This window comes from Shewanella sp. 433 (assembly GCF_059338565.1).
Map to the genome: position 1 here is coordinate 1,964,179 of NZ_CM181703.1, position 23,877 is coordinate 1,988,055.

14 protein-coding genes are annotated in these 23,877 nt (G+C 47.4%); 8 read left to right on the forward strand and 6 right to left on the reverse strand.

Annotated elements, in window-relative coordinates; translation table 11 throughout:
- Positions 1–359 precede the first annotated feature (359 nt).
- Positions 360–1,892 carry a DUF3360 family protein gene (locus tag AC5YB1_RS08600; protein ID WP_494521492.1) on the reverse strand — a complete coding sequence of 511 codons (1,533 nt, stop codon included), beginning with the start codon at positions 1,890–1,892 and terminating at the stop codon, positions 360–362.
- Between the two features lie 855 nt (positions 1,893–2,747).
- Here AC5YB1_RS08600 and focA point away from each other — a divergent pair.
- Positions 2,748–4,316 (forward strand): formate transporter FocA, encoded by a 1,569-nt coding sequence (gene focA, locus AC5YB1_RS08605; RefSeq protein WP_494521493.1) that lies wholly within the window; start codon positions 2,748–2,750, stop codon positions 4,314–4,316.
- 94 nt (positions 4,317–4,410) lie between these two features.
- On the opposite strand, the gene AC5YB1_RS08610 is transcribed toward focA, so the two are convergent.
- Entirely contained in the window at positions 4,411–5,322 is a 912-nt protein-coding gene (locus AC5YB1_RS08610; RefSeq protein WP_494521613.1) for a LysR family transcriptional regulator, read from the reverse strand.
- A 422-nt stretch (positions 5,323–5,744) separates the two neighbouring features.
- Between AC5YB1_RS08610 and AC5YB1_RS08615 the strand changes: the two genes are divergently transcribed.
- The 3 genes from AC5YB1_RS08615 to yfcC all read left to right on the forward strand — a co-directional run bounded on the left by AC5YB1_RS08615 (position 5,745) and on the right by yfcC (position 9,127).
- Positions 5,745–5,921 carry a DUF997 family protein gene (locus AC5YB1_RS08615; protein ID WP_494521494.1) on the forward strand — a complete coding sequence of 59 codons (177 nt, stop codon included), beginning with the start codon at positions 5,745–5,747 and terminating at the stop codon, positions 5,919–5,921.
- Positions 5,914–7,359 (forward strand): sodium/pantothenate symporter, encoded by a 1,446-nt coding sequence (gene panF, locus AC5YB1_RS08620; RefSeq protein WP_494521495.1) that lies wholly within the window; start codon positions 5,914–5,916, stop codon positions 7,357–7,359. The genes AC5YB1_RS08615 and panF overlap by 8 nt, the downstream gene beginning before the upstream one ends.
- Before the next feature lie 229 nt (positions 7,360–7,588).
- Positions 7,589–9,127: a putative basic amino acid antiporter YfcC gene (yfcC, locus tag AC5YB1_RS08625; protein WP_494521496.1), complete on the forward strand. Its 1,539-nt coding sequence runs from the start codon at positions 7,589–7,591 to the stop codon at positions 9,125–9,127.
- A 101-nt stretch (positions 9,128–9,228) separates the two neighbouring features.
- Here yfcC and AC5YB1_RS08630 read toward each other — a convergent pair whose 3' ends face one another.
- The 3 genes from AC5YB1_RS08630 to cysK all read right to left on the reverse strand — a co-directional run bounded on the left by AC5YB1_RS08630 (position 9,229) and on the right by cysK (position 14,783).
- A complete protein-coding gene (locus AC5YB1_RS08630) occupies positions 9,229–11,943 on the reverse strand; it encodes a TonB-dependent receptor plug domain-containing protein (RefSeq protein WP_494521497.1) in 2,715 nt (904 codons plus the stop codon).
- 604 nt (positions 11,944–12,547) lie between these two features.
- Complete coding sequence (locus tag AC5YB1_RS08635; RefSeq protein WP_494521498.1) at positions 12,548–13,513, reverse strand: TDT family transporter; 966 nt, start codon at positions 13,511–13,513, stop codon at positions 12,548–12,550.
- Between the two features lie 301 nt (positions 13,514–13,814).
- The gene (gene cysK / locus AC5YB1_RS08640; RefSeq protein WP_494521499.1) at positions 13,815–14,783 is read right to left on the reverse strand and encodes a cysteine synthase A; all 969 of its coding nucleotides are present in this window, start codon (positions 14,781–14,783) and stop codon (positions 13,815–13,817) included.
- A gap of 284 nt (positions 14,784–15,067) precedes the next feature.
- Here cysK and AC5YB1_RS08645 point away from each other — a divergent pair, with 284 nt between their 5' ends.
- Positions 15,068–16,246, forward strand: coding sequence for an RDD family protein (locus tag AC5YB1_RS08645; protein WP_494521500.1), 1,179 nt, complete (start codon positions 15,068–15,070; stop codon positions 16,244–16,246).
- Between the two features lie 95 nt (positions 16,247–16,341).
- Here the strand turns inward: AC5YB1_RS08645 and cysZ are convergent, their stop codons facing one another.
- A complete protein-coding gene (gene cysZ, locus AC5YB1_RS08650; RefSeq protein WP_494521501.1) occupies positions 16,342–17,115 on the reverse strand; it encodes a sulfate transporter CysZ in 774 nt (257 codons plus the stop codon).
- Between the two features lie 185 nt (positions 17,116–17,300).
- Here cysZ and AC5YB1_RS08655 point away from each other — a divergent pair, with 185 nt between their 5' ends.
- The 3 genes from AC5YB1_RS08655 to ligA all read left to right on the forward strand — a co-directional run bounded on the left by AC5YB1_RS08655 (position 17,301) and on the right by ligA (position 23,829).
- Positions 17,301–20,705, forward strand: coding sequence for a chromosome segregation protein SMC (locus tag AC5YB1_RS08655; protein WP_494521502.1), 3,405 nt, complete (start codon positions 17,301–17,303; stop codon positions 20,703–20,705).
- Positions 20,706–20,727: 22 nt separating this feature from the next.
- Positions 20,728–21,750, forward strand: coding sequence for a cell division protein ZipA (zipA, locus tag AC5YB1_RS08660; RefSeq protein WP_494521503.1), 1,023 nt, complete (start codon positions 20,728–20,730; stop codon positions 21,748–21,750).
- 69 nt (positions 21,751–21,819) lie between these two features.
- Positions 21,820–23,829: an NAD-dependent DNA ligase LigA gene (ligA, locus tag AC5YB1_RS08665; protein ID WP_475514208.1), complete on the forward strand. Its 2,010-nt coding sequence runs from the start codon at positions 21,820–21,822 to the stop codon at positions 23,827–23,829.
- Positions 23,830–23,877 lie beyond the last annotated feature (48 nt).

Below are 23,877 nucleotides of genomic sequence, written 5' to 3' on the forward strand. Positions count from 1 at the left end.
TTAGATGGCCGATAAGATGACGCGATACAGTTTTATCGGCGATCATTAAATTGGTAAGACCAATTTACCTGATAGATATTAGCATATCCACCTACTAGCTGCATTAGATTCGCTAGAGATAAAGGCAAAACTGTTACCGACCTATCATTTTTACCTGCATTGTCTAATTGCATCTCATCTCAAAGTCGGTTATTTAGACTTAAATTAGCGTCACCATTAGCCAATAACAATCCCGCTAGCGTATGAGATTGCGGTTTTGACTGTGATAATGACGACCAGAAATGAGAGAGCGTTAAACCATCATAAGTATAGAAGAGAAGTCACAAAGAGGGCGTTATCACCCACTTTGTGACGCAGTCTTAAAGTAGGGCTGGGATCCCTTGGATCATGCCTACTGCCAGCATTGCCGCAAGGCAGATAACAAACGCCAGTCCTGGGATAATTAATCGGTCGGCAACGCTTAATGTTTTAGCGCGCTCTTTGTCACCAATCAGGCCATTGTTGTCTAAGAACATGGTCAATGCCCATGCAAGCACGGGGTTGGCCACAAACGATGCAAAAATACAGATCCCGGCCGCTTGGCTACTTTGGGTGTCTTTTACCATCTGCATACCCGCTTCGAGTAGTGGTAAAAATACGCCCACAAGTAACGCAATTGACATCACCGGGCGCCATACCGTTACATCCATTGGATAGCCCAGAACTGCCACTATGATACAAAGTGTGCCCAGTAAAATGGCTCCAGCAGGAATAGGGCGTTTAGCAATGGCTGCGGGGATCATGTAAGTGCCCCATGATGAGGTGATGTTACCGCCGCCCACAGCTGTCCCCACAATTTGACGTAAAGAGCAGGTGGTCATGGTGTCATCAACATCCATGAGTACCTTTTCAGTACCTTTAGGGTAATTAAGTTCTTGGAAAATACGGTGACCTAAGAAGTCTGGCGACCACATGGCAACAGCGAGAATCGCAAAGGGCAGTGAGGCGATAAAATGCGCCGCATTCGGCAAGCCTAGTTGCCAACCGTATTCGGTTGAACCCCACCAGTAAGCCGGGTTCAAGTTAGGGATGCCAGGTTCAGTGACAAACTGCAGATCTAGCCCTGCTCCCAGCCCGAATGCTAAAGCAATCGCGGCAATTGAGCACAGTGGAATAGCCAGCCATCGTTTACCTACTTTAGCGAGATAGGCATATAAGATCACATTCACCAGCAAAATAAAGAAGGCCACATAGCCTAAGCTGTAATCGAGCGCATGCTTGGATTGTAAACCGCCGGCCCAATCGAACAATGAGCTAATTTGACTCTTGGCGCCCATAAATCCGAGGAACACCAATAAGCCACCGGCCACCCCACTGGAGGTGAGGTTAACCAACCGTGATCCGCCCTTAAAGTAACTGAGGATAAGACCAAAGATCCCAAGCAAAATAGCCAGCGCAAGGGGATGAGCTCCTGCTAAGGCAATAGCGCCAATTAGTGGGATCATCGGACCATGGTTACCGCCAAGGTTGGCGCGAGGATTGATAAAACCGGAACTGATAATACAGAAGAGTAACGCGGGGATGAGCATTTCTACTCGAACAACTTGAATGGCAAACTCGGCACCTAAATTAACGTGTTCCCATTTTTCGGTCAGGCCAGCGGCCCAAGCTGCCATTACCGCAGAGTACATAACGGTAATGCCGATAGTACCAGCGATGGCGGGAACAAGGTCTTCCCATTCAAAGCGAAAATCTCGACCTGGTAAGTTAAGTCCCCAACGCCTTGGTTTCATGATTTGTAATTCATGATCTAAGTATTCTTCACGAGTATTAAACTCAGACGCGGGACGATGAAGCGCTTTGTAAGACTGCTCTGAGGCTTCCATTTCTTCGTGTTTGACGGTTTCTGACATAATTTCTCATTCTCCGAAAAGAACATAGTGATTCATCAAAATTGATGATGGCTGCAACTGAATCCCTAATAAGTTAGTCAAGTGGTGCAGGCATTTATGCCGTCTGTGATACTCGATTAACTTGGCCGCTACTGTAAATGAAATGAAAACGCTCCATTTTAGAGTGAGCAGATGCGTCCCTTACTTGCCTAAAATTGGTCTGACCAATTTACCTTAAAAATCTTAACACAGCCAAATAAGGCTGACATTAAGTATCAATAAAGTTGAAACTAAAGATTAGATGAATTGGGAGCAACTTAACAACTTACACCACGAAGTAGCCGATTTTTTCTAATTAGGCACGCATATTGCGCTGCTGCTTGGCTCTCATTAACCAAGAGTTTTGTGAAGCGCCTCGCTGGTTTTGAGTTTGCTTGACCTGCCTCTCTTTGCGGCGTGATTTGATGTGCTTGTATGGCGCAAAGATTGGTTTAGTGAGGGTCGGGTCACGCTTTATGCGGTTAGGACGAGCCAGCAATAGACAGAATTAAGCTTTGGTTATCTGTCTTTGAGCACTTCATCTTTCATTGGCGTCTTCTGCCTATTACCTCTGTTGTTTTTATGTAACTAATCTAATTAATACAGTAGGTTAACCACTATTTTGCGGCTTGTGTACCACTGAGTTATTTGTAGGGGATTTACATCATTTATATTGATACTAACGTTCATTATTATCAGATTTTCTTCTGCTTAATTTAAGGCTAGCTTATCCATATCTAATGAACCTCTTACTTAATTTATGATGGAGTACAGAATGTTATTAAGTAAATGCGCCAGATATCAGCCTCGATATTTTGGTATGAAGGAGGGGCAGTGATGTCACCTTCTTCGATGAATAGCCAACAAGAGCAGCCCCACTTGGCTCAACACTCCAGCGCAGAGGCACCCAGTGGCTCGATGAGTATGTATTTAGATGCCGAGCATTATGGGTTGTCAAAAGTCAATAAATCTCACGGCCAGTCCATCGGCTTAGCAGCCTTCGCTGGAGCTTTTATTGCATTAGCCTTTGTGTTTTATATCACGGTGACAACCGGGGCTAGCGGTTCGTGGGGCCTAGTTAGGCTTGCGGGCGGGTTAGCCTTCAGCTTGGGCTTAATGTTGGTGGTGATCTGTGGCGGTGAGCTGTTTACCAGTACCGTACTCAGCACCGTGGCGTGGGCACAAAAACTGGTAAGCACCAAAGCGCTACTTATCTGTTGGCTGCGAGTTTATGTTGGCAATGTATTGGGCGCCCTCTTGATGCTAGGGCTGGTATTTGCTGGTGGCATGCATCAACTCGATGGCGGCTTATGGGGCGTGAACGCACTCAATATTGCGCAGCACAAATTGCATTATGGTTGGGGGCAAGCCTTTGTGCTGGGGGTGTTGTGTAACATGTTGGTTTGCCTTGGTGTATGGATGACCTTCGCCAGCAAAGATGCACTGACTAAAGCCATTTTATTAATGTTGCCGGTGGCCATGTTTGTCAGCAGTGGCTTTGAACACAGCATCGCCAATCTGTTTATGGTGCCCCTTGGAATTGCTATTGCCCATTTTGCCGATGCGAGCTTTTTTGCTAGCGCCGGGATCAGTGCGACGCAGTATAGCGATTTAACCATTGCCCACTTTATCTTACATAACCTGATCCCCGTGACGCTTGGCAACATAGTCGGCGGCGGATTATTGGTGGGTTTAGGCTACTGGCTGATTGAGAAACAGCTTCAAGTTGCCACTGTACTGCATATTGCACCGCCACCACTGGCCGAGTGTATTACCCCTTTAGCCGCTCAAAAATCAGTTACGCAAGCGCCATCTTCCTTGACTGAATCAGTTCACCAATCGGCGAGCCATGATGCTTATATTCAAACAAATCCGTTATCAGTAGCTTCTTCTGGAGAGTTATCAATGCCTAAATCAATTCAAAAACTTAATATTAGCGATATTATGAACACCACGCCTTTTACCTTAACACCTGAGTTATCAGTCTATGAAGGCCTTAAGCGCTTATGTGATGCCAATGAACGGGGCGCACCGGTTATTGATGAGCAGCAAAGGTTACTGGGGTTTATTTCACAGCAAGATTTATTGCGTAGCCTATGGTCAGAAGAATATGTGCGCGGCATTCCCTATAAAGTGGCTGACTTGATGCAAACCCAAGTGCTAACCGTAGCCCCTAATGATGCCGTCGCTGATGTGATTGAACTTATGGTAGTCGACAGAAATAAATTATTCCCAGTCAGCCAAATGGGGGTACTCACCGGTAGTACGTTTGCCAGTTATGAGGAGCGTTTAAGGCATGCATACGCCAATAAACCCAGTTGTTTTCCTGTGGTGGAAGCGGGTCAACTGCTCGGCGTGATTAGTCGTGAAGCGCTGGCAGCGAAAGTATGTGCAGTCTATGCGTGAGCAATGAGCTGTCAATTAGGGTATCGCTAGTCAATCATCATTAATCGCTAAGCAATGGGGCTGAACGCCCCATTTGCTTATATCTGGGTATTATTTAAGTTTTCTTGCTGCGCTGGCGGTGTTTACTCAGTCGCCGCGCTTCGGTTATCACGCAGTCTCTTAATGGGTTGTCACCAGAGTCACTGCGCCATATAAAAGAGAGGTGGCGTTGCATATTGAGCTGCGGCGTTGAGAGGATCACCAACTCGCCAGCGGCAACCTCTTTCTCAACATCTAAAAAGGGTAAGCTACTTAAGTAAGTCCCATTTTTTACCAGTGCTTTAAGTAACGAGACATGCTCATACTCCTTCCATACATTTAATTTCTCAATTATTCCGTGTATCGCGCCTTCAAAAATACGCCGTGTACCAGCTCCTTGTTCACGCAACACCCACTTCGCCTGCTCTAATTGCGATAGGCTGGTGGTTTTATTACTGGCATAAGGGTGATGCGGAGACGCTACCACCACTAAATGATCGTCCAGCCATTGTTCTTGATATAACCGTGCATCGTCATTACGCCCTTCAATAATGCCGAAGTCATACTCATAATTGAGCAGACCATCGATCACATTGTCAGTATTTTCAACGGTAAGTTCGATCCTCAGCTCGGGGAAATCAGTATCGATTTTACTGATAAGCTCGGGTAAAAGATGCTCCGCCGCGGTCTGGCTAGAGCATAATCGGAAGCGCCCGCTAATAAGGTGTTGTTCATGAAGGCCTAATTCGATTTGCTGCGCATCTTGTAGCAGTCTTCTCGCTCTAGGGCGTAACCAGTTGCCCCAGTGACTAAGCGTGAGTCGGTTACCTTGTCGAATAAACAGTGGCCGACCCAAAAGATTTTCTAATTGTCCCAGTGACATACTGACGGCTGATTGAGTCATCGACAGTTTTCTTGCGGCGGCGCTGACACTTTCTAAGCTGGCAACGGCATCAAAAACCATGATTTGTTTGAGTGAATACTTCATCACGGCTAGCAGGTCTCCTAACGGAAAAAATAATGAATTTAAAGTATCAATTTTATTGATGGTTGCTTGCCTGTGATTGTAGGAGCGTCAGGCAAGGGATACAAGTAAGTTGTTGATCTATTTGAGCAGACCTAGATGCGCTTCACTTTTTTGGCGGGACTGTGCGTTAACGCACTTGTTAGCAGCACTTATAGCAGGTGAGCCCTGTCTCAATGGCTAAAAAGGCCACCTTACTCACCGCTTATCGAGAGGATAAAACATCAGACTAGGGCGCTCGCGGCTGATGTGAGTCCATTGTAGCGTGAAATTTTGCCATCCTCCCCGCGGCGTTGATGATTAGGGCTAGCCCATGTTATTGGTTTTGTCTAGAATCGGGCACTTGGTTTATTTCTCGTGTACTCCTTATGGTTTCATTGTCGAAAATGGCATTGGCATTAACCCTTGGCTATCTGCTGTTATGGTGCGCTGGCCCCTTATTATTAAAAGATGCTGGTACATGGGTAGGGTTACCCTTGTGGTTTTGGTTTTCCTGTATTGCTGCGCCTCTGCTGTTGATTTTGGTACTGGTGTTAGTGATGAGTGTGGTTGCTGATGATTAATCTACTGCCAGTATTAGGCTACTTATTACTGAGCCTAGTGATCACTCGTTGGTGGAGCCATAGGCAAAATCAAACCAATGGTGAGCTTTATCAAGATAAAGCAAAACGGTTTTTTATTGGTGGCGCCTTTTTGAATGGTCCCTTGCTGGCGCTCACACTCGTGGCAACCTACACCAGTGCCAGTTCATTTATTGGCGGCCCTGGGGCGGCTTACAAAATGGGCTTAGGCTGGGTATGGCTGGCATTAATTCAAGTGCCTGTCGCCATTTTAACCTTAGGGGTGTTGGGCCCTAAGTTTTTGCGCCAGCGCGCCGCGCAGCATGCTACCTTAATCGAATGGCTCGATAGCCGCTACCACAGTCCCTGGCTTAGCCGAATAGCGGTACTCAGTCTGGTGACGGGCTTTATTGCAATGATCGCGGTGCAATTTATTGGCGGCGCCCGCTTATTTGCAGGTGTTAGCGGCATCAGTTATGAGCTGGGCTTAGGGCTATTTGTGGTCACGGTGTTGGCCTATACCTTAACCGGCGGCTTTCGTGCCGTCGTCATGACCGATGCGCTGCAGGGCATGGTCATGTTAGCTGGATTGTTACTGCTGTTGGTGGTGATATTGTTACAGGCGCCATTGCCTGAGCTGATGCAGCGGGTTAGTGATTATTCGCCGGCCATGTTAACTCCGCACGGGGTCAATGATGCTCTTGGTTGGCCGATGATGTTGTCATTTTGGGTGTTGATCTGTTTTGGCACTATGGGATTACCTCATACCCTAGTCAGGTTATTGGCGGTTAAAGATCGCGCGTCATTGAAGCGAGGCATAATATGGGGTACGGTGATCTGTTTCTTGATGACCCTATTGCCCCATTTGTGCGGTGTACTCGGACGGGCGCTTTACCCTGATTTATCAGTACCCGATGACATTATGCCGACCTTGATTGCTGGGTTATTTCATCCGTTTTGGGCTGGGGTATTGCTGGCAGCCCCCATTGCGGCGGTAATGTCGTCGGTGGACTCTATGCTATTGCAATCGGCGGTGAGCCTGATTCGTGATGGTGCGCTTAAACGCTACCCCAGTTTAAGTTCAAGCGCGCAGGTGCGTTTGACGCGCATCGCCATAACCCTTATTACCTTGGTGGCCACCTATTGGGCGCTGTCGCCGCCCAAAATGATAGTGTGGATCAATTTAGCCGCCTTTGGTGCCCTGCAGGCAGTGTTTTTATGGCCGATTATTGCTGGCGTCTTTTGGCCAAGCATTAATGGCAGCAGCGCGCTGGTGGCTATGGTCTCGGGCTTAGGTTGTTATTTATTGCTGCAATGGAGCGCACCCTTTATGTGGCAGATCCACCCAATTGTACCGGCTTTGGTGGTCTCATTAGCAGCGATGTTGCTGAGCCATATGATCCAGCGGCGTCCATCGCGTCAGGCCGGTGCTCATCTGTAACCATCAACATCGTTCGTCGCTGATTTTTGACTTGAACATCCGCTTGATGCTTGTCATCAAGCGGCTTTTTGCTGTTTGTCGTACGTTTAAGTGAGCACAGTAATGCGCAGACGAGGTGAGGCTTGCAGCTAACTTAGTCGCAAAAATGCTGCGTCAGTGTAAATGATGGGTGAATTAGTTTATATTTGCGTGCAGATTGTCTCATCATAATAAGAATCATGGTCGTAACATGCACTCACAAACTACTCAAGAATCCTCTGTTGTCGCAACGTCGCTCACCCGCTGGCAGATGCCAGATACCTTAGTTATTATTTTCTTTGTCGCCCTAGCCGCCATGGCATTGACCTATTTAGTGCCAGTGGGCTCATTTGACACCCAAGAGATTGTTTATGTAAGCGATGGTGTTGAGAAAAGCCGCAGTGTGGTTGATCCAAGTTCATTTCAATATCAACGCGATGACAGTGGTCATGCGGTGATGCAACCCGTGGCGCTGTTTGAAGGCGGCGGTGGGGTGGGCTTTTTTAATTTCGCGTTTGAAGGCTTAGTCTCGGGGTCTAAGTGGGGCACGGCCATTGGCGTCATCATGTTTATGTTAGTCATTGGCGGTGCTTTTGGGGTCGTGATGGAAACCGGTACCATAGACAATGGTATCTTGCGCTTAATCGACAAAACTCAAGGTAATGAAAACCTGTTTATCCCCGCATTATTTACCCTATTCTCGCTGGGCGGCGCGGTCTTTGGCATGGGGGAGGAAGCCATTGCCTTTGCGATTATTATCTGCCCGTTAATGATCCGTTTAGGCTTTGATGGCATCACCACTGTTATGGTGACATATGTGGCGACCCAAATTGGTTTTGCCAGTTCGTGGATGAACCCGTTTAGTGTGGCCATCGCTCAAGGTATCGCCGGCGTGCCGGTGTTGTCGGGTGCTGGCATTCGTGGGCTGATGTGGGCCGGTTTTACGCTGATGGGGATCATCTTTACCATGCGTTATGGCGCTAAGATCCGCGCCACACCAAGTTTGTCATACAGTTATCAAAGCGATCAATATTTCCGTGATCATCAGTCTCATGCCAGCCTAGACTCGCGCTTTAATTGGGGCGATATCCTAGTGCTCAGCAGCATCTTAGTGACTGTGGTGTGGGTGATATGGGGCGTGGTGGCCAATGGGTGGTTTATTCCTGAAATCGCCAGTCAGTTTTTTACGATGGGGATCGCCGTGGGGGTGATTGCCGTGGTGTTTGGGCTCAATGACATGACCATTAACCGAGTTGCCAGCAGTTTTAAGCAGGGCGCGGCGACCATGTTAGAGCCGGCAATTTTGGTGGGCTGTGCCTCGGGGATCTTAATTTTACTGGGCGGCGGCGATCCGACCTCGCCCAGTGTGCTCAATACCTTGCTTAGTGGCGCGGGCAGTATTATTGGTCAGCTGCCCGCGGCGTTATCGGCGTGGTTCATGTTGTTATTCCAAGCGGTATTTAATTTCTTTGTTACCTCGGGTTCGGGTCAAGCGGCCTTGACTATGCCCTTGATGGCGCCATTAGCCGATATTGTGGGGGTGAGCAGGCAAGTGGCGGTACTGGCCTTTCAACTGGGCGATGGATTTACCAATGTGTTGGTGCCCACATCGGCGTCATTAATGGCGACATTAGGTGTGTGCCGAGTCGATTGGGGTATATGGCTTAAGTTTATTTGGCGTTTTATGTTGGGCTTGTTTGTCGTATCGAGTCTATTGGTTATCGCGGCGCATTATTTAGGTTTTGTTTAGCTTATCGTGTACATGATGAGTCAGAGGCTGGCGTATTAAACTTGTCTTGCGCGATAAAAAACGGCATCCAAGGATGCCGTTTTTAATAGGTGATATTGATGTTAGAACTTCACTTCACCTTCAACAAACCATTCGCGTCCACGTGCATTGTAAACCGAGCGGTCATAATGTGGCCAAGAGGTGGCCGTTGGATCGAAGTTAGGACCGGCATCAAATAGATTAACAACACCGGCTTTCACCTTAATCGCATCGCTAATGTTGTAACCTGCAGTCAGGTTCCACTTCGTTTGTGACGCCACTTCATATGCGCTTTCTTCAAACGCTTCGCCCTTATCGATAGCTGATTGCTTAAACGATTTGTAGTACATACCGTGCATACGCGCCGTGTGATAAGCACCCAGTGTCGCTTCGAAATCATCAACAAACCAACCTAAAACAAGGTTAGCGCGGTACTGGGGGAGGCCGCCATTTTCGATATCGTCTTCGATAGGATCGGTTGGTGAGATCTGACCTTCCGACAGCAGAATATAGCTACCGTTAAAGTTAAGTTTTAGTTCACCAAATTGCTCAAGATCCCAGCCATAGCCCGCAGTAACATCAATACCACGTACTTTTTGGAAGGCGAGGTTTTGGGCAACGGCGTTGATATGGGTGATTTTGCCGCTTTCATCACGGGTGATCATATCTGCATATTGCTCATATTCACGCGCCGCCTTGCTTGGGCTGATATCGCTGACCATGTCATCGAGTTTCCACTCCCATAGGTCGAAAGAAGCATTAAGCGTATCGCCGCCCCATACCGCACCAATGTTAGCGGTATAACCGGTTTCAGCTTCGAGATCTTTATTAGAGCCTGTGGTCATATCGATGTGCAGTTCTTTACACACTTCATTCAGTGCTGGGTCATTGTCATACGCTTGGCCAGGGGTGCCGCCCATCGCTTGACACTGCTTGAAGTCGATAACCGATGAGAAAGCCTCGGTAGGATCGCCATAAACACGGTGCATATCGGGAGCGCGGAACACACTAGAGACCGAACCACGCACTAAGAGTTCGCGTAGTGGACGATATTCAACGGCGATCTGTGGTGACAAGTTACTGCCAAAATCATCGTAATCATCGTAACGCAGCGCCGCGTTGATGGTGACCACATCAGATACAGGTAAGCTAAGCTCGGCGTAGGTTGCCCAGTATGAGCGCTCGCCCGCACCTGATGAGCCACCTTTGTTTAACACATTGCCTTTTTTCGACTCAGAGTCGGCATCGCTTTGATAATCTTGCTCTGAGTACTCAGCACCAAAGGCAAACATTGCATCACCAGCAGGCATTTCAAACGCCATGCCTGAGATATTGGCTTGAATGTTTTTCTGGGTCGACTGGGCTGTTTCAAATGGCGTATAAGATGCGTTAGCCACATCGCTACCACTCATTTTTTTAAATAATGAATTACCGTTATCTCCAGCAGTCAGATAGTTATACATGCCAAGCTCAGTCGCTAAACCTTGGCCAAGCACGTCGACATTAGTGCGGCCGTAGTTTATCGATGCATCCCAGTTATATTCGTCGGCTAACATGCCCTCAAGACCAGTAGTAAAGAAGTAGTTACGTGTCTTGGTTTCACCGCCGCGGCTACCAAATTCAGTCAGGCGGCGGGCGTAAAAGTATTCGCCGTTTTCTGCATTGGCAAAGTCGCCGCCAAGGGCTAATGTTTTGTCGGCAAATGTTTTACTTTGGCCAGCGCCTGTGACAGTGAGGCTATTACCATCGACTGTGATGCCATATTCATCACCAATGGCCATAGGTTCGATATTGGTTACCGATTTGGCTTCAGCAAAATCGAGACGGCCAACAAAAGAGATATCATCGGCTATCTCATAGTTAAAATTAGTCGAGCTGATAAAGCGCGTGCTTTCTGGTTGTAGATCGCGCCATTGTGAACGGTCAAAGCCACATAGGCTTCCAGCCATAGTAAAGCCGGCGTCAGTGCACTCTTGTGCCGTTAGTACCCGTTGTCCTGTTGGAACCGTCTTATCGTCACGAGCGATAGCGGCAATGCGTGCGCCGTACGAACTGTATGCCGAATAGGGACTGTAAGGGACCTTATCCGTGTGCAGGCCAAAATTATCACGGTCGGTTGCTTTAAGCTGCTGGTTATCGGTAAATTCAATAAAGCTTGATACGTTACCGCGATCAGAAGAGGCTCCTAACGACAAGGCAATACGGTCACTGCCGCCACCACCGTTACTGGTATCGCCGTGGCGATACTTGATGGCAACGCCTTCAAAGTCTTTCTTCAAGATGATGTTAATGACGCCACCGACGGCATCGGCACCGTAAATAGCCGAACCACCCGATTGTAAAATTTCGATACGTTGTACCGCTTCCATCGGCAGGTTAGCCGTGTCAACGAAGTTATCAGTACCGCCTGCAGGTTTCGGGTATTGGTTCAGGCGTTTACCATTGATAAGCGTTAAGGTCCGGTTTGCGCCAGCACCACGTAAACTGATTGATGACGCTGCAGGGGTAAAACCATGCACAGATTGTGTGGTCATCGCACCAGTTGTTGATGTTAGGCTTTCTAACGCATCTTGAATATTAGTGAAACCCTGTTTGGCCATTTCGTCGGCACTCATTACCGTAACCGGTGTGGCGGTTTCCATATCGGTACGCTTAATGCGTGAACCTGTTACTTCGATTCGTTCAACGCTACTATCTTCATTGGCCGCATAGGCTACAGATGTTCCAAGTGCGGCGGCAGTGGCACCACTTATTAATGCAAAACGCACAGCTTTAGCCAATATAGAATTAGGCTGCATTTTGATTCTCCCTGAGAATATTGTTATTGATTTGATTTTTTGTTAAGTAAAAGGTTTTTAATAGTTTTCTTATATAAATCGCTTCTACTTATGGGGATATAATCATAGCCAAATAACAACTGCAACATACGGGTTACAGCAATCGAAGAGAGTGTTGTTAACGTATTGAGCTCAGTTTATTAACTATTGGTTTTTTTAATATAAACATTTCAGCTTTTATTGTCTGATTAATGTCATATAATAATATTTTTTGTGAGCTTTGCTGATATAGATTACTTTGCTACTGCTCTGACGGGCATCTTTACCATGCTGTTTTATATAGATTTTGGTTGTGATTTTGTTGCAGTTGTTGCGGTAAAAAAGTTGTTTTACATATAATTTTTTTTGAATTAAATGCTTTCATAGCTAACACCTTAATATTAACTGTTCTTTAGATGAGTTCTGCGGGTAACAATTTAATGACATTGTGTTACTAAGTCATGGTTTTCAATATATTGATGCAAGATTTATTATATTGAATTATGGGTAAGGCTCATCTCTAGTAAGCCATTTTAACACTTTTTATATTATGGTTAGACCGTTTAATTATCGTAGCAGACGGTCATTACTTAACCGCCTGCATGCTGTAAAAACGTACATAGCGATAAATAACATAGCTGACGACGATGCTAGCAATCATTAATTCAACAATGGCTGTTGTTTTTATGCCCATGGCTAATTCAGTTTGACCAAATTCATTAATAATCCAGTGATACACTTTAAATAATGCGGTAGCACCAATCACAAGTGGAAAGGTAAATGCCGCATAACCTGGTGAAAATGGCAGGGTGAGGAGTTTCACCAGCGCCATGTACACTAGGCTGGTCATTAATAATGCGATACCTAGTAATAATGCCACTAATATGGTTGACGGATGCTCAGTGATGCTAAGGTAACCCGCCAAAGACAAGCTGGCAGGGGCTGCCATGATCGCCATCGTTGGCTTAGCCGCATCGTCAATTTCACCACAAAAAATCAGTCGGTATAACATCACGGGCAATAAAAATAAGTAACAACCAATCCCAAATTTAAGCAGTGCTTGGGCAAGCCATTGGTAGTCAGTGCCACTGTAGCTTACTGCCGCCACAATGATGCCAATAGGGGGGACAAACCAGCTCGGCACCATGTGATTGAGCTGAAATTCACGTGCGCGATGATAGAGAAACACGCATAAAAAGACTAAGTGTAATACGATAGCCGTTAGCCACAGTCCTTGACCAAGTTGAAGCTTAAACTGGCTAACACTGTTAGATACCACCATCAAAGCCATGGCGAAAGTGGGTAACACACTGCCGATAACGGGGTGTGCTAATTCCTCTTTCAATATTTGAGGGTGAAGCAAAAATTTAGCCACAAGCGCCAGTAAGAGCACGCTGGCTATCGCCGCGCCCACGGTTTGTCCTGTGCCATTAAGCTGAGGTAACAAGGTATCCCAAGCCCAACCTAGGCTGGCGATAGCGAGGGCTAAGCCACCCAAAGGGCTGGGTAAGCGGGATGCACCGTGATACACAGAATGAATTTTTTGTCTCATCTTATCCCCCTTACTTGTTGAGTAAATAGCTTGAGCAAATTGCTTGAGCATTTAGTTATCTGACTACTCTTCATGCGCTAACTATCATGGTATTCACGAGCAAAAATAGTGTCCGTTTTGTCAGTAACGTCATTGTAGGAAGATGAGTGGCATAAGAATAGTTGATTTATTTTAATTGTTGATTAAGTAATGCTTAACCTTATGAGCATACCTAATAAAAAACCAGTCCGAATGGACTGGTTTAATCAAAAGCAATTAAATAAGTAACTTGTTAATCAATGTTTTACACACATTAAACAGATCACTGCACGTTTTCAGCGTCACCAAATTGACCTTGGAACAAGACTGAAGATAAGTATCGCTCGGCTGCTGAAGGTAAAATCACCACGATGTTTTTGCCTTCAAATTCAGGCAGCGCCGCAATGCGATTAGCGGCAACTACGGCGGCACCCGATGAAATTCCCACTAAGATGCCTTCTTCTTTCATGAGTCGCTGCGCCATTTCAATCGCATCTTCATTGCTGACAGCTTCTACGCGGTCAACCACTTCTAAATCTAGGTTACCGGGAATGAAGCCCGCGCCAATACCCTGAATTTTGTGTGGCCCAGGTTGAATGGTTTGGCCTGCTAAGGTTTGGGCAATAACGGGTGAGTCGACTGGCTCAACCGCCACTGACGTGATCGCTTTACCTTGTACATTTTTGATGTACCGGCTGATACCTGTGATGGTCCCACCGGTGCCAACACCGGCCACGACAACATCGACTTCACCGTCGGTGTCGTTCCAGATCTCAGGTCCAGTGGTTTTCTCATGGATCTCTGGGTTAGCTGGGTTATCGAACTGGCCTAAAATAAGGTATTTTTCAGGTGCTGATTGACGAATTTCTTCGGCTTTGTCGATAGCGCCTTTCATTCCTTTAGCGCCTTCGGTTAATACCAGGTTGGCACCCAAGGCTTTTAATAATTTACGACGCTCAAGACTCATAGTATTGGGCATGGTCAATGTTAATTTGTAGCCGCGAGCAGCTGCAACGTAGGCTAATGCAATCCCAGTGTTACCTGAGGTGGGTTCTACCAGCTCGATATCCGAAGTCAGTAAGCCTTTTTTTTCTGCATCCCAAATCATGTTTGCGCCGATGCGACATTTAACACTGAAACTAGGGTTACGTGCTTCTATTTTTGCGAGGACATAGCCCTTGCTGACACGATTGAGACGAACAAGAGGGGTATGGCCAATAGTATGTGAATTATCTTCGAAAATGTGACTCATGGGTTGCTTGCTCCTTTATTTATACCGTTAAATCATAGTGTTCTTTTGCCAGTTTAGAAATGATAGTTTCGTCTTCTTTATTCTTTTTAGTTATTAATAGAGTCATATTTATCATTAATTACCCCAGTGTAACGCAGCCCATTAGTCGCTAGCAATATCAGAGGTGGAATGATGACGCCTCATGGCTCGTTTTCATTGGGTAATGGAAGGAAAGCCATTAATCATTGATCTTAGCTATTTTTTGTTCACTATAGATAACTTAATTTATCCCATGGAGCGGATGTGTGAACCCTGATAGAGCCCTTAAAAATCGAGACAAAGATCCAAAAACCATTGTCACGCCGCTGGCATTTACTATTGCCCCTAGTGTGCTGTATACGCCTTTGGCATCTCCATTAAAACGGGGATTGGCAATGATTATTGATGGACTATTAATCACAGTATTAGCCGAACAGGCCGGGGCAGTATTTATCTTGCTGGTGGGATTAACCTTATTGATCGAGCGCAAAAGCCATCAGCTAGGGCGCGCCCTGAAATGGCTGTTATATGCCGCCATGCTGCTGATGACCATTTGGGTGACCAGTGATAACCTGATTGAATTTAAACAAGATGCAAATAGCGATGTCCAGCAGCAAGATAGCACAGATGTGAGTACTGACAAGGTTGGGCTGGCATCACTTAAATTATTGCCCGACATCTTAAGCTTAACCCTGTGTGAAAGCCGACTTTGTGCCGATAAGCAGTTAGCTCAATTGAGTAGTAAGCTCGCCACGACAAGCCTTAGCGAGGCCGACAAGCAGCAGATGTTATTGGATATCCTCTCTGAGCTAGAGTTGCCGCCAGCGGACAAGGCTGATTTATCCCATATGGTCACAGAGATGTTTGCCTCGAATATTGAGATTGCCAGTGATAGCGCTACACCTGCCATTGTTAAAGGTGCTGCCGAGGCAACAACATCATCAATATCAGCCACACCAGAACCTAGCTTTACGCAGAGCAGTGGCGATAAAGGCGAGCCCATTATAGATGATACCGGCAGCATCGCTTTGCCTACTGACACCAACCGTAGCGAGTCCGATAGCACTGACCGCGCGCCTTACAGTCTGCTGGCGTGGGCTAAGGGGCTGCTTAACGATTTAGGTTTAGGTTTTGGCTGGGCCGCGTTTTATTTCACTGTGTTCACTGCCTGGTTCGATGGCCAAACCTTGGGCAAAAAGTTGCTCAATATTCGGGTGATCCAGCTCGATGGCACTGGCATTTCACTCTGGGATGCCTTTGGGCGATATGGCGGTTATGGCGCGGGATTTGCCACAGGGCTGTTAGGGTTTATACAAATTTTTTGGGATGCCAATCGCCAGGCGATCCAAGATAAAATATCGGCAACTGTGGTGATCGATCTATCTAAAAAAAGGCTAAATCCCACCGAGACTACCATGGTTAGTGCTGTGGCTGAGTCTACTTAATCGCTAAATCAGCTTTAATCTATGGTATAGGGCTTAATGGCAAAGGGCGCCGCGTTGTAGCAGCGCCCTTTATGCGTCAGGTAAAAGGCGGGCGGTTACTCGGGGGCGATAAGGTTATTTTTATAGGCAGCCCGATATTTGTCGACCCACATAGAGGTCGCGCCGCAGATGGCCACTGGCATCACGATAAAGTTAACAATGGGGATCATTGAAAACAAGGTGACCGATGCCCCAAAGCTGAAACTGCTGCCCTTAGTTTGATTGAGGGCAAATTTCATATCCTCAAACGGCACCTTGTGGTTATCAAACGGATAATCACAATATTGAATCGCCATCATCCACGCACTAAACATAAACCACAGAATGGGGGCGGCGGTTTGGCCAATAAATGGCACCCAAAACAAAATTAAAAACACCAATGCCCGCGGTAAATAATATTTCAACTTAATCCATTCTCGGCCCATGATGCGGGGCAAGTCTTTGATGAGATCAACCGTGGTGCCGGTATTCAGGTCTTTACCCGTTAAGTACTGCTCGACTTTTTCGGCCAATAACCCATTAAAAGGGGCGGCGAGCCAGTTCATCACCGAACTAAACACAAAAGAGAGCACCACCAGTAGGGTGAGTACCGCCAGTGGCCAGAGTAAGAAGTTAAGCCACGTTAAATAGTCGGGTAATTGGCTGGTGACCCAAGTAAACATCTGCTCCAGTTGCCCAATGGCAACATAGATCACCGCCGAAAATAATAGCAAGTTGATGGTCAGCGGGATAAAGACAAAACGTCTTAATCCAGGCTGCTTTATGAGCCGAAAACCATCGATAAAATAGTTGACGCCACTCTTGGGCGTTGAGCGGGTTTGTTGATTCATTGTGCTAAATACCACCGTTAACTGAATTAGCCACGATTGTGTGTCAGCAAAGCGCGAAAAACAAGAGCGAAATGAGCCGCTAAGCGATAAAAAACGTTACAAAATGCGCCGTGCTTTGCTAAAGTGGCAGCCAATATTCGCCGGAGTTTTTCAGGCTCCATCAATAAAGACGACCCGCTGGCTCAATGAGACTCAAACAGATAAAACTTGCTGGATTTAAGTCGTTTGTCGATGTTACTAAAATCCCTTTTAACCAACCGCTAAGTGCTATTATCGGCCCCAACGGCTGCGGTAAATCCAATGTCATTGACGCGGTGCGTTGGGTGTTAGGTGAGAGCTCGGCCAAACATCTGCGCGGCGACTCGATGGCCGATGTTATTTTTAATGGCTCCTCGGCCCGTAGGCCCGTTTCCGTCGCCAGCGTTGAGTTACTGTTTGACAATCAACAGGGGCGCTTAGCTGGGCAGTACGCCAGTTATCAAGAGGTCGCGGTTAAACGCCAAGTTAGCCGTGATGGTGATTCGGCGTATTTTCTCAACGGGCAAAAGTGTCGTCGTAAAGACATTACCGACCTGTTTATGGGCACCGGGCTTGGGCCGCGCAGCTACGCCATTATTGAGCAGGGGACTATCTCGCGGCTTATCGAATCTAAGCCGCAAGAGCTTAGAGTGTTTATTGAAGAGGCGGCGGGGATCTCGCGTTACAAAGAGCGCCGTCGTGAAACCGAAAATCGCATACGCCATACCCGTGAAAACCTAGAGCGCTTAGGTGATATTCGCCAAGAGCTAGGTCGTCAAATTGATAAATTGGCCGAGCAAGCCCAAGCGGCTAAACAATATCGTGCCCTAAAACAGACCGAGCGTACCCAAGATGCAGAGCTGAGCGTCTGTCGTTTTGTTGAGTTGCAAGCCCAGTTTGATAAGCTCAGCAGTGACATTGTTAGTCAAGAGCTGAAAAAAAGTGAGCTCGACGCCGCGAAAGAGGCCCTGCAAAGTGAGCATACTCAGCTTAAGGTGCAACTCGATGAACTCGATCAACAAGAGCATCGTCAGGTAGAAGATTTTTATCTAACCGGCACCCATATCGCCAAACTCGAACAATCTCTAAAACATCGTCAGCAGCAAGATGCCCACTTGCATCAACGGGTTGAAGATACCCAAGCTAAGCTGATGCAAACTCAGGGTCAGTTGAGTGAGTTAGATGATCGCCGCGAGCAACTAAGCCAACATCACCAAGCAGCAATCGATGCATACCAACAGTTGTCGATGCAACTTGAGGTGTTTGATGAGCAGCTCGTCGAAGCCGAACAAGCATTTGAGCAAGATAGCGAGGCACAAGTGCTCGCCACACAAGCGCAAAATCAGCACCAGTTAGCCTATAAAGTGGCGCAAACGGAACTGAGCCACAGTCAAAGTAACTTGGCACAAAAGAGAACTCAAAAAGCGGCTTTAGTCACTCAGCTTGCCAAACTCAATCAAGATAACGCCAAGATCCAGCTGCAGCAATTACAAGCTCAGCGCGATGATTTACAAGCGCAATCTAAACGGCTTAACCAGAGTAATCAGCAGTTAAATAGCCAATTAAATGAGCTAGAACAACAAGATAAACGTCTCACGCAGCAGATAGATGCGCTCTCAGAGTCCTTAGCCGAGGAGCGAGGTCGTTTCAATGTCGTCAATCGTTTACTGCCCAGTGAAGATACCTATGATGGCAGTGCCCTATGGCAAACCCTTAACGTGACTCCCGGATGGGAAGTGGCCATCGACTTGGCGCTCGAAGGGGTGCTGACCCAAAAAGTGGACGCCGCATCTGGTCATGGGTTTGTCACCACTGAATCCCATGACTGGGTGGGTGTTAGCGCCGCCGTTAACTTGACCCCTTGGTTGGCGCACTTGCGCTGGGCGAACGATTTAAGTAGCGCACAAGCCTTGCTGCCCAGTATCGAGCAACATGAACGTATCGTGACAGCCGATGGCTACCTAATCGGTCATGGGTTTATATTGCAAAAAAGCGAACAGGGCAGTGCTTTAATTCAGCTTAAAATGGAAAAAGAGGCATTAACGGCCAGTATTTCAAGCAGCGAAGCGACCTTAAACACCTTTCGCCAGCAGTCGCAGCTGTGTGCTAGCGAACTGCTAACCTGCCGCACTCGTTGCAAGGATGGCGCGGTTCAAATGCAGCAAATGCAATTGAGTCTTGAGCGATTACATAGCCAAATTGATGCTGCTGAGCAGCGCATAGCCCATGCCCGTGAGCAGCATAGTCAGCTTGAGATGCAGCTCAGTGAACTAGAACTGACTTTAGCGGCCGATGAGCAGCGCTGCCTAGGCTTAAGTGAGCGCTTAAGCTTCGATGAGTCCCGTGCTAGCGACCTGATTAAGCAAAGCGAACTGCGTGCTCGGGCGCAGCAAGAAAGTAGCGCCCAACTTAAACGATTAAAGCAGCAGCGCGCCGACTGCGCTCGCCAGTGCAGTCAGAGCCAAACCGCGCTGCAAACATTGCAAACTGATCTAGCGCTCAATCAACAACAAATACAACAGCTGCAACAACAGATCGGTGAACTGTCAGCTGCATCGGCCGCCCTAAGCCAGCAACTTGGGGGGAGCGACCAAGCAATAAGCGATCACAGCGTGCAGCAGATGCAGCAGCAACTGAACGCAGAGCTGGAAATACAACAAGCTAAGCAGCAAGCATTGACCGCATTACGTGCGCAGCAAGCGCAATTACAAACTCAGATCGATGAGATAGTAACTAAGCAAAAACAACTATTTGGTAATATCGAACACTTGACTCAGGCTATCAGCACGCTAAAGTTACGACGCGAAGGCATAAAGGGACAGGCCGATAGCCAACGGGCCTTGCTGACAGAACATGAGATTAATCTCGAGGCGGTTAAAGCCACACTCGATGCAGCAACCACTGTCGGACAGCGTCAAAAAGCCTTAGAGCAGGTTCGAGTCCGTATTACTCAGTTAGGCGCCATCAACTTGGCTGCAATTGAAGAGTATGAGCAACAAAGTGAGCGTAAACACTATTTAGACAGCCAAGATGCCGACTTAAATAAGGCGCTTAACAGTTTAGAAGAAGCGATCCGCAAGATTGATAAAGAAACCAAAACCCGCTTTAAAGAGACATTTGATAAGGTTAATCAAGATTTAGGGTTATTGTTTCCTAAGGTGTTTGGTGGTGGCAGTGCGCAGCTAGCATTGACCGATGACGATTTGCTTGAAACCGGAGTGACCATTATGGCGCGTCCACCAGGCAAAAAGAATAGTACAATTCACCTGCTTTCTGGTGGAGAAAAAGCGCTAACCGCTTTATCATTGGTATTTGCAATTTTTAGGCTCAATCCGGCGCCTTTTTGTATGTTGGATGAGGTCGATGCGCCACTCGATGACGCTAATGTCGACAGATTCTGTCGTTTAGTTAAAGAGATGTCTCAAAGCGTACAATTTGTTTATATTAGTCACAATAAGATCACCATGGAATTGGCGGATCAATTAATAGGTGTCACTATGCATGAACTAGGGGTATCACGCATAGTTGCCGTCGATATTGATGAAGCGGTGGCGTTAGCCGACGCAGGATAATTTTGGGAAAACAGGGTAATCAATGGAAAATTTGCAACTGGTATTGTCCGTGTTAGGAGCGATAGCCATTATCGCGGTACTTGTGCATGGTTTTTGGTCCATTAGACGGCAGCAGCCTAAGTCATTAAAGTCTGGAACCATGGCGGAAATGTACACAGATAAAAATCGTGATCGCGAAGGCTTTGACGCCGACGGTATTGGCGCCGTGCGTGTACGAAAACTGAGCCCTGAAGAAGTACCTGCGCGTGCTATGGGTGATGCTGCGGCGATAAACCCGGGTGTTCACAGTGTTGATGCGCCAACGGAGACCTCAAGTCGTGACAGTGAAGCTGACTTTACCTTGTCTGACGAGCCCCACGCCAAAGTGACTCGCCCTCGCCAAGAACCCGTCACGGCTGGACGCGATGCAGGCCATAAAGATGTAGGCCACAAAATTGAACCAAGTATCGGTAGCAACGAGCAACACAGTCCAGAGACAGTAGAACAAATGGAGTTAGGTTTAGGGCAAACACCGGCTCAAAGTTCATTTTTTGATGATGTTCAACCGCTCGATGAAACACCGCAAGTTGCCGAGCCTACAGAACCGCTAGCAGCGTCATCGGCGCAAGCTGAGATTAAGGATGAGCCACTGGGCGAACCACAAGATGTGCTGGTACTGCATGTTGTGGCCAACGAAGGCGAAACGTTACAGGGTGCCGAGTTACTGCCGAGCTTATTAACCCTCAACTTTAAATTTGGCGACATGGATATTTTCCATCGCCATGAGGATAACGCTGGAACAGGTAAGGTATTATTTTCGTTGGCTAATATGGTTAAGCCTGGTGTGTTTAACCCCGATGAAATGGAGCAGTTTACCACTCAAGGTATCGTGTTATTTATGACACTACCTTGTTATGGCGACCCACTGATGAACTTTTCAATTATGCTGAATTCGGCGCACCAATTGGCCGATGATTTAGGCGGCAAGGTACTCGACGGTGGCCGCAGCTTATGGAGTGAGCAAACTAAGCAGTCATACCTACAACGCATCCGTGCCCAAGCGTAAATTGAAGCATATATATTGAAAATAGAGGCCGCAGATGCGGCCTCTATTGCTTAATCTGGACGAGAAACCATGCAAGCCATACAAGACGAAATTCAACAACTCACCGCCGAACTTAATCTTCACAATTACCGTTATTATGTCGACGACGCGCCGTCTATTCCCGATGCCGAATATGACCGCCTTATGCGCCGCTTACAGAGTTTAGAAGCGCAATATCCTGAGTTTGCCTTAATGGATTCACCGACCCAACGTGTAGGCGGTGCCGCGCTAGCAAAGTTTGACCAAGTGACACATTTAAAGCCGATGCTTAGCCTAGACAATGTGTTTAGTGATACCGAATTTAATGCTTTTTATAAACGTGTGAGCGATAAAACCATCACGGCGCCCGCATTTTGCTGTGAGCCCAAACTCGATGGTTTGGCGGTCAGTATTTTATATCGCAATGGGCTATATGAACGCGCCGCCACCCGCGGCGATGGCACCGTGGGCGAAGACATTACCGAAAATGTGCGCACCATTAAATCGATACCATTGCGCCTGCGTGGTGATGATTTTCCGCCATTGTTAGAGGTACGCGGCGAAGTATTTATGCCTAAAGCCGCGTTTGAAGCGGTCAATAATAAGGCGCGCCAAAAGGGTGAAAAGCTGTTTGTTAATCCGCGTAACGCTGCAGCTGGCAGCTTGCGTCAACTCGACAGTAAAATTACCGCCAGCCGCGCATTAGCCTTTTATGCCTATGCGCTCGGAGTCGTCGAACCTGAATCTTGGCCCTTGGCAGACAATCATTATGAGCAGTTAATGCAGCTTAAAGCTTGGGGGCTGCCCGTAAGCGCCGAAGTGAAAGTGTGCAAGGATATCCCTGCTATTTTTGCCTATTATCAAGATATTATGGCGCGCCGAGCCGACTTAGCTTATGAAATTGATGGGGTAGTGCTTAAGGTCAACGATATCGCGCAGCAAAAGCAGCTTGGCTTTGTGGCCAAAGCGCCGCGCTGGGCAACCGCCTATAAATTCCCCGCCCAAGAGGAGTTAACGGTACTCGAAGGGGTTGACTTTCAGGTCGGGCGCACTGGCGCAGTGACCCCGGTAGCGCGGTTAAAACCTGTGTTTGTGGGTGGGGTGACGGTGTCGAACGCCACCTTGCATAATGCCGACGAGATCGCACGTCTTGGGGTGAAAATTGGCGACAGTGTCATTATTCGCCGTGCTGGCGATGTGATCCCGCAAATTGTGGCTGTAGTAAGTGATAAGCGTCCCGATGATGCACAAGACATTGTTTTTCCTATGGCTTGCCCTGTGTGTGGCAGTGATGTGGAGCGTATCGAAGGTGAAGCTGTGGCCCGTTGCAGTGGCGGCCTGTTTTGTGAAGCGCAGCGTAAAGAGGCGATTAAGCACTTTGCCTCACGCAAGGCATTAAACATCGATGGCATGGGCGATAAAGTGGTCGAGCAGATGATCGATAAAGAGCTTATCGAAAGCCCTGCGGACCTATTTAAGCTGAGCGCATCATCATTGACCATGCTAGATCGCATGGGGCTTAAGTCAGCCACCAAGTTAGTCGCAGCTATTGAAGCGGCGAAACAAACTACCTTTGCCCGTTTTCTCTATTCATTAGGGATCCGCGAGGTAGGTGAGGCCACCGCAGCTAATTTGGCCCATTATTTTAAAACCCTCGATAAGTTGATTCAGGCTGATGCCGAGACCTTTATGAAGGTCGATGATGTCGGAGTGATTGTGGCGCAGCATCTGGTGCACTTTTTTGCCCAGCCCCATAACCTTGAAGTGGTCGAGCGACTGCTAGAGGCGGGCGTGACTTGGCCTGCAATCGAAGAGGTCGCCGCCGATGAACAACCACTAAAAGGGCAAACTTGGGTGTTAACTGGCACCTTAAATCTGCTTAATCGTAACGATGCCAAGGCGCAATTACAGGCTCTTGGCGCCAAAGTGGCAGGCAGTGTGTCGAAAAATACCGACTGCTTAGTAGCTGGAGAAGCCGCTGGTTCAAAGCTAATTAAGGCGCAGGAGTTAGGGGTGAAGGTGATCGGTGAAGATGAGTTATTAGCCTTACTCAATGGGTAGCCCAAACACCTAAGTCACTCGGCTGGCAGATAATATTATCGGGTATCT